Genomic DNA, 7726 nt, shown 5'->3' with positions numbered 1-7726 from the left:
TCCGCTACGGCCTCGCCACGGACGGTGTCGGCCTGGCCGACTCCAACCCCGCGTACGTGAAGATGACCGACGTCACCGCCGTCCGTGGCGAGGCCGTAGCGGATCTCGCCGGACTGCGGCTTGCCGTCCTGGACCGACTTGATCACGTTGAAGACGGAGTCCGAGACGTCCTTGGTGACCGAGGTCAGGATGTGGTCCTTGTAGGAGGCCAGACCCGCCTGGTTGTACTGGTCGGAGTCGACGCCGATGGCCCACTTGCCGGCGGTCGCGGCGGCCTCGATCGAGCCGGAACCGGCCAGACCGGCGGCGGCGTAGATCACGTCGGCGCCCTTGTCGAGCTGGCCCTGCGCGGCGGCCTTGCCGAGGTCGGGCTTGGAGAAGCCGTCGAAGTTCGGCGGCTGGGTCAGGTACTGGACGAGCACCTTCGCGTTGGGGTTGGTGTCCTTGACGCCCTGCGCGAAGCCCGCCTCGAACTTCTTGATCAGCGGAACCTCGACACCGCCGATGAAGCCGACCGTGCCGGTCTTGGACGCCTTGGCGGCGGCGACGCCGGCCAGGTAGGAGCCCTGCTCCTCGTTGAAGACGAGGTTGGCGATGTTCGGGCCGGTCTTCGACGTGTCGTCGATGAGGCCGAAGGTGGTCTTCGGGTAGGCCTTGGCGACCTTCTCGATGGCCGGGGCGTAGGCGAAGCCGACGCCGATGACCGGGTTGTTCCCGGCGCGGGCGAGAGCGGTCAGGCGCTGCACCTTGTCGGCGTCGCCCTCACCCTCGGAGGGCTCGGCCTCGGCGCCCTTGACGCCGAGCTCGTCCTCGGCCTTCTTGAGGCCCGCGTAGGCGGCGTCGTTGAACGACTGGTCGCCACGGCCGCCGATGTCGTACGCGATGGCAGCCTTCGTCGCCTTCGCCGTCGAGCTCGGGCTGGAGCCGGAGTCCGTCGAAGACTTGCCACACGCGGTGGCGGAGAGGGCGAGCGCCGCGGAGGCGATGCCCACGGTCGTGATCCTGGTGATCCGGCGCAAGAGGAGGGTCCCTTCAAGACTGACCGAAAGCGCCTCTTCCGGCGCTGGTTTCGCGGCGATCGTAACGCGCGTAGATGTCAGTTAAAGACCCGTTCATGAGTCGTTATCGGATCGTCGCGAACCGGCCAGTCGAGGCGACCGGGGGCGTTCGGCCCGGTACTGCCGGTTATATCTCCGGGTCCGGGCGCCGGGAAGGGAGTCCGGGGGCGCCACGCCGGTCCGTTGGACCGAAGGGGGGACGCCGGTCGGCCGGACGGATGAAGGGTCCGTCCGGCCGGAATCAAGGCTGCCGTTTGGCCTGAAATCAGCGCTTTGGTGCCGCGTCGAGCAGCGCCGCCGCCGTGAAGAGCTCCACGCCGGCCTCGATGCAGCGCTCGTCCACGTCGAAGTCGCCGGCGTGGAGGTCGCGGACACGGGGGTCGCCGGGGGTACGGACGCCGAGGCGGGCCATGGCGCCGGGCACGTGCTCCAGGTACCAGGAGAAGTCCTCGCCGCCGAGACTCTGCTCGGTGTCCTCGATCGCGTGCGGTCCGCGCCGCGCGGTCATCGCGGCATGGAGCAGCTCGGTGACGGCCGGGTCGTTGACGACCGGGGGGACACCGCGCACGTAGGTGACGGTCGACTTGGCCCGGTGCAGGGTCGCGATCTCGTCGATGGCCGCGTGCACCAGGTCGGGCGCCTCCCGCCAGGTGGGCAGGTCGAGGCAACGGACGGTGCCGGAGAGCTCGGCGTGCTGCGGGATGACGTTGCAGGCGTGGCCGGACTCGATGCGGCCCCAGGTGACCGAGAGCCCCGAGCGGGCGTCCACACGGCGGGACAGGACGCCCGGGACGTCGACGGCGACCCGGGCGGCGGCGGTGACGAGGTCGGTCGTGAGGTGCGGGCGGGCGGTGTGGCCGCCGGGCCCGTCGAGGGTGACCTCCAGACGGTCGCAGGCGGAGGTGATGGGGCCGGGGCGCAGCCCGATCTTCCCCGCGTCCACCCGGGGGTCGCAGTGCACGGCGATGATCCGGCCGACCCCGTCCAGGACGCCGGCCTCGACGGCATCGGCGGCGCCGCCGGGGAGGACCTCCTCGGCGGGCTGGAAGAGCAGCCGCACGGCGGCCGGGAGGAGGCCCTGCCGGTCGAGCTCGGCGAGGACGAGTCCGGCGCCGAGGACGGTGGTGGTGTGGACGTCGTGTCCGCAGGCGTGGGCGCGGTTGGCCACCGTGGAGTGGTAGGCGACGGTCTTGACGTCGGGGATGGGCAGCGCGTCGAGGTCGGCGCGGATCGCGAGCATCGGCCGCTCGGGGTCCGGGGTGCCGATGTCACAGATGAGCCCGGTGGCGCCTGGCAGGACCTTCGGCGCGAGGCCGGCCGCCTCCAGGCGGGCCTTGAGCGCGGCGGTCGTACGGAACTCCTGGTTCCCGAGCTCGGGGTGCATGTGCAAGTCCCTGCGGAAGGCGATCAGTTCGACGCGCAGGGGTTCGGACAGCGTTCCGGGCAGGGTGACGGAGCCTGGCTCACGGGACTTCAACTGGTTCACCCTTTGAAGGGTAGGCCTCCGGAGAGGTCAACTGCCCGTTGATCACGAAAAGTTCAGCCCGTTAGGGGAAAGAATCTCGGTTCGGCAGGCTTGAAGCCCCTTCCGTATGGGTACGCTCAGCCGAATTCGAGCCGATCGGTCTGGGCCGCCACCCGCGAGGTGAGCCGGTCGACCTCGTGGGCCGCCGTGCCCGTCACCCCGGACAGGAAGCCCTGGGCCCGCGGGGAGGCGGTGGCCCGCAGCCACTCGGACGAGATCTCGCAGACCGCGACCTTCACCCCGGTGCCGGCGAGCGCCAGCGGCAGGGTGTGCACGACCGTGGACGGGAAACTGACGACCGTACGCCCGATGGGGCCGCGCCGGGCGATCAGCTCCAGGGGCAGCTCCGGGCGGACCACCTGGAGGCCCGTCTCGACCGCGATCCGGTGCAGCTTCTCGGCGCTCTCCCTGCGGTGCGCGAAATAGCGGGTGGCGCCGTGGGCGCGGGCGAGTTCCGCCACCACCCGGTCGTAGTGGCCGGCGTCGACGACCCCCGTCTCCACCAGCGAGGTCCCCACCAGGTCCGCGCCACCGGTGAGCAGCGGCGGGCCGAAGCGGGCCCGGGTCCAGGCGTAGGAGTTCTCCGTGACCGTGACTCCCTCGGGGACCTCGACGGGCAGCGAGGTGAAGATCTCGACCGTCCGGCCGGAGGTCGGGGCGAGGCGCTTCTTGGCGAGCAGGGTCACCGGGGCGAGCACCAGCTCGCGCGGGTCGAGGCCGCTGTTCTTGCGGTGCCAGCGCACCAGGCGCTCGCCGCGGCCGATCTGGGCGGCGTACTCCATGGTGGCGGTGCCGTCGTCGACCACGGTCAGGTGCCGGGGGGCGAAGAGGGTGAGGAGGAGCTGGACGTACCGGGAGAACGGGTCCCCGATGATCACCCGCTCCGCGGAACGCAGCGGCCGGGCGAGCTCCCGCAGCGTGCGGACGAGCGCGCCCCGGCCGCCGCGGGCCTCCTGCCAGTGGACGGTGAGGCCCTCGTCGCGGGCCAGCTGGGCCATCCGGCGCAGCTGGCCCCGCGACATGGGGTCGGTCGGCGAGAGGACGACGACCGTCAGGGCGGGTGCGGGCTGTGCCGCACCCTGGGTGGCGTCCGTCGAGCGGGGCGCCCGCACGGACGCACCGGCGTCAGCGGAGTCGGGCGCCGCGGTGACCGCGCCGGCGGGCGCGGCGTCCGCCGGGCCGTGCGTGCCGGCGGGTGCCGCGGAGGGCGCACCCGTGGCGGAAGCCTGGGTGTGCGCCCATTCCAGGACGTTGAGGAGCTGGACCGGGCTCTCGACGAACGCCAGCTGCCCGGTCATGCGGCGACGAGGCCCTGGACCCGGCGGAGCTTCTTCATCGGGCCGAGCTCCGACTCGTAGACCTTCTTGACGCCGTCGCCGAGGGCGGCCTCGATGGTGCGGATGTCGCGGACCAGGCGCTGCAGGCCCTGGGGCTCGACGGAGGCGGCCTGGTCGGAGCCCCACATGGCGCGGTCGAGGGTGATGTGACGCTCGACGAAGGTGGCGCCGAGGGCGACGGCGGCCAGCGTGGTCTGGAGGCCGGTCTCGTGGCCGGAGTAGCCGATCGGGACGTTCGGGTACTCCTCCTGCAGCGTCTGGATGACGCGCAGGTTGAGCTCCTCGGCCTTGGCCGGGTAGGTCGAGGTGGCGTGGCAGAGCAGGATGTTCGCGCTGCCGAGGACCTCGACGGCGTGACGGATCTGCGCCGGCGTCGACATGCCGGTGGAGAGGATGACCGTACGGCCGGTGGCGCGCAGCGAGCGGAGCAGCTCGTCGTCGGTGAGGGAGGCCGAGGCGACCTTGTGGGCCGGGACGTCGAACTTCTCGAGGAAGGCGACGGCCTCGGTGTCCCACGGGGAGGCGAACCAGTCGATGCCGCGCTTCCTGCAGTGCTCGTCGATGGCGCGGTACTGGGTCTCGTCGAACTCGACGCGGTGACGGTAGTCGATGTACGTCATCCGGCCCCAGGGGGTGTCCCGCTCGATGTCCCACTGGTCGCGCGGGGTGCAGATCTCGGGGGTGCGCTTCTGGAACTTGACGGCGTCGCAGCCGGCCTCGGCGGCCACGTCGATCAGCGCGAACGCGTTGTCGAGGTCACCGTTGTGGTTGATGCCGATCTCGCCGGTGATGTAGACGGAGTGGCCCGGGCCTGCGGTCTTGTCGCCGAGGGTGCGGATACGGGTGTTCATGGTGCCGGTCCTTAGGAGTTGGGGGTGTCGAGCTCGGGTCCGAGGAGCCAGGCGGCGATCTCACGGATCGCCCCCGAGCCGCCCGGGGTGACGGTGACCGCGCGGGCCGCGGCCCGTACGGAGTCGTGTGCGCTGCTCACCGCGACGGGCCAGCCGACGAGGTGGAAGCAGGGAAGGTCGTTGACGTCGTTTCCGGCGTAGAGCACGCGCTGCGGGTCGATGCCCTCGGCCTCGCACCACTCCTTGAGGGCCCGGTCCTTGCGGTCGATGCCGTGCAGGACGGGGATCTTGAGCTTGCGGGCGCGGGCGGCGACGACGGCGTTCTGCTCGGTGGAGAGGATGAGGACGGGCAGTCCGGCGCGGCGCAGGGCGGCGATGCCGAGGCCGTCGCCCCGGTGCGCGGAGACGAACTCGCGTCCCTCGGCGTCCAGGTGGACCCGGTCGTCGGTCTGCGTGCCGTCGAAGTCGAGGACGACGGCGTCGATGTCCGCGAAGCCGGGCGTGGCCGGGGTGTCGAGGAGCGGGGCGAGGACGCGGGCGCGGGCCAGGTCGTGCGGGTCGTCGATCTCCAGGACCCGGGCGGGGTCGGTGACGACGAGCGCCGTACGGCCGAAGAAGCGGTGCTTGTGGGTGCGGAAGCCGGCCGCGTCCATCGCGTAGACGGCGCCGGTCTCCAGGTACTCGGGCTCCCGGTCCTGGCGGCGGGGACGGTGCGCCTTGTCGTGGTTGACGCCGGTGGCGCCGTCCTCGACCGTCTCGCGCCAGAGGAAGCCGTGCGACGGGGCGGCGGTGAAGGCCGTGTCGGCGGCACCGGAGGTGATGCGCTCGACGGTCTCGGCGACCTCGGCGGAGCTGAGGAAGGGGCTGGTGCACTGGACGAGGAGGACCACGTCGGCCGGGCGGCCGTGGGTGGCCTCGAAGGCGTCCATGGCGTGCAGGACCGCGGCCTCGCTGGTGGCGGTGTCGCCGGCGATCTCGGCGGGGCGCCGCACGGCCTCGGCCCCCGCGGTGCGGGCGGCGGCCGCGATGCCGGCGTCGTCGGTGGAGACCACGACGTGGGTGACGGGGCGGGCGCCGAGGCAGGCCCGGACGGCGCGGGCGACCAGGGGGACTCCGGCCACCGGGGCGAGGTTCTTGGCGGGCACGCCCTTCGAACCGCCCCTCGCGGGGATCACGGCGAGCACGGTGGTGGTCATCAGAGTTCTCCCAGGCGGCGGATGACGGGGGCGACGCGTTGCACGCCGTGGCGGTACGCGCCCCGCGCGGCCTCCCGGACGACCCTGCGGAGGCCGCTCTCGCGGGGCTCCGGGGCGGTGACGTCCAGGCGGTGGCGGGCCAGGATCCCGGGCAGGTAGCCGGGCGCCGTCTCCGTCGTGTAGTAGGGGGTGATCGGGGGCAGCGCGGGGAGCGCCAGGAGCTCGGTGACCCGGTCGCGGGCCGCGTCGAAGGCCGCGTCGTACGAGCCGTCGGAGGCGACGCCCTGCCGGGCGAGCCAGGTCTCGTCGGGCGTCGGGGCGAGCCCCTTGTCGAGTCGGTCGAAGGAGGCGAGCAGACCGGAGCCGACGAAGTGGTGGTTGCCGAGCGCCTCGCGGACCCCGAGGTCGGTGAGGATCGCGGTGGGGATGCGCCGGTGGAGTGCTTCGAGGGCGGCCGTCGAGGAGACGGTCACCAGCAGGTCGGTGCGGTCGAGGACCTCGCCCATGTGCCCGTACACGAGCTTGAAGTTGGCCGGCGGGTCGAGCTCGCGGACCAGCTTCTGGAACGGGTACTCCTCCAGGTGCGTGGTGTGTTCGCCCGGCTTGGAGCGGAGCTTGAGGAGCACCTCGCGGCCCGGGTGGAGCCGGGCGTGCCCGATCAGCCGCCGCAGTACGTAGGCGCGTTCGGTCCGGGTGACCGGCACGGACGGCTGGGCGGCGAAGACCAGGGTGTCGCGGCCGGCTTCCGGGGTGTGCGGGGCGCCGCCGAGGAAGGGCAGGGCCGCCTCGACGACCGAGTCGGCCCCGGCGCCCACTCCTTCGTACACGGCGCGGAAACGCTCCGCGTCGTGACGGGAGTTGGCGAGGACGACGTCGGCGCCGTGGCGCAGCAGCAGACCGTCGGTCAGCTTCTCGTAGACGACGCCGACATAGCCGGTGACGACCACGGGACGCCGTTCGAGGCCCAGGTCGGCGAGCCCCTGGAGGACGGCCCGTACGGTGCCCCCGACGAGAGCGAGGACGACGACGTCGTATCCCTCGTCGCGCGTCTCCGCGTCCCGTACCGCGCGCAGGAATTCCGCACCCGTCACCTCGCGCGGGGTGGTGGTGGACACCCCGGTCTCGGCGAGCTGGCGTTCGGTGGGGGTTGCCCGTCCGCGCAGGACGAATCCGGTGGGTTCGGCGGTCGCCGTGGTGATGCGGCGCGCCGTGAGGGCGCCCCATTTCCACCGGGTGTCGGAGTCGGCGAGTACGGCGACCCGTACCGCTTCTCTGGTACTTGCTGGCACGCCGAGGACGCTAGAAGGGCATTCCGCTTTTCGGCCCAACTGAGCCACAACAAACGGTGAACAGAGCCTCTCCTCCTGCTGAAGTGGGTCGTGAACCGGACGTATCGGGGCTGATTTTCCCTGCCGGGAAAGGTGGTTAATCGGCCCGCCGCTTCGTGTTCACCAAAGGGATGCCCGACGGTCGGTGGGAATGCCGGGACGGCACCTAGCGTCAACCGCGTGGTCAAGCTCTCCGTCGTCGTGCCGTTCTACAACGTGCAGACATACGCCCCCGACACCCTCACGAGCCTGCGGGCCAACGCCCGGGAGGACTTCGAGTTCCTGCTTGTCGACGACTGCTCGTCGGACGGGACCCCGGAGATCCTCGAAAGGGCCGCGCGCGAGATCCCGGGTGCCGTCCTGATCAGGCACGAGCACAACGGGGGCCTCGCCACCGCCCGGAACACCGGTCTCGACGCCGCCCGCGGCGA

7 protein-coding genes are annotated in these 7726 nt (G+C 72.0%); 1 reads left to right on the top strand and 6 read right to left on the bottom strand.

All coding sequences use genetic code 11. From position 1 onward, the window contains the following. The 6 genes from AOK00_RS26955 to AOK00_RS26930 form a co-directional block, all read right to left on the bottom strand. Positions 1 to 1019, bottom strand: a 1019-nt coding sequence (locus tag AOK00_RS26955; RefSeq protein ID WP_055602860.1) for a BMP family lipoprotein, incomplete at its 3' end; no start/stop codon positions are given. A gap of 304 nt (positions 1020 to 1323) precedes the next feature. After that, entirely contained in the window at positions 1324 to 2544 is a 1221-nt protein-coding gene (locus tag AOK00_RS26950) for an amidohydrolase (RefSeq protein ID WP_055602859.1), read from the bottom strand. A gap of 116 nt (positions 2545 to 2660) precedes the next feature. After that, positions 2661 to 3881, bottom strand: coding sequence for a hypothetical protein (locus AOK00_RS26945; protein ID WP_055602858.1), 1221 nt, complete (start codon positions 3879 to 3881; stop codon positions 2661 to 2663). After that, on the bottom strand, positions 3878 to 4771 hold the full coding sequence (locus AOK00_RS26940) for an N-acetylneuraminate synthase family protein (protein ID WP_055602857.1): 894 nt from the start codon (positions 4769 to 4771) through the stop codon (positions 3878 to 3880). The genes AOK00_RS26945 and AOK00_RS26940 overlap by 4 nt, the downstream gene beginning before the upstream one ends. Before the next feature lie 11 nt (positions 4772 to 4782). Continuing rightward, complete coding sequence (locus AOK00_RS26935) at positions 4783 to 5967, bottom strand: acylneuraminate cytidylyltransferase (RefSeq protein ID WP_055602856.1); 1185 nt, start codon at positions 5965 to 5967, stop codon at positions 4783 to 4785. Beyond that, the gene (locus AOK00_RS26930; RefSeq protein ID WP_055602855.1) at positions 5967 to 7256 is read right to left on the bottom strand and encodes a DUF6716 putative glycosyltransferase; all 1290 of its coding nucleotides are present in this window, start codon (positions 7254 to 7256) and stop codon (positions 5967 to 5969) included. The genes AOK00_RS26935 and AOK00_RS26930 overlap by 1 nt, the downstream gene beginning before the upstream one ends. A gap of 219 nt (positions 7257 to 7475) precedes the next feature. Here AOK00_RS26930 and AOK00_RS26925 point away from each other — a divergent pair. Next, positions 7476 to 7726, top strand: a 251-nt coding sequence (locus AOK00_RS26925; RefSeq protein WP_159041859.1) for a glycosyltransferase family 2 protein, incomplete at its 3' end; no start/stop codon positions are given.

Origin of the sequence: Streptomyces aureus (assembly GCF_001418135.1) — a bacterium.
Lineage (GTDB): Bacteria > Actinomycetota > Actinomycetes > Streptomycetales > Streptomycetaceae > Streptomyces > Streptomyces aureus_A.
The sequence above is the reverse complement of the archived record's forward strand: the minus strand, read 5'-3'. Positions and strand labels throughout refer to the sequence as shown.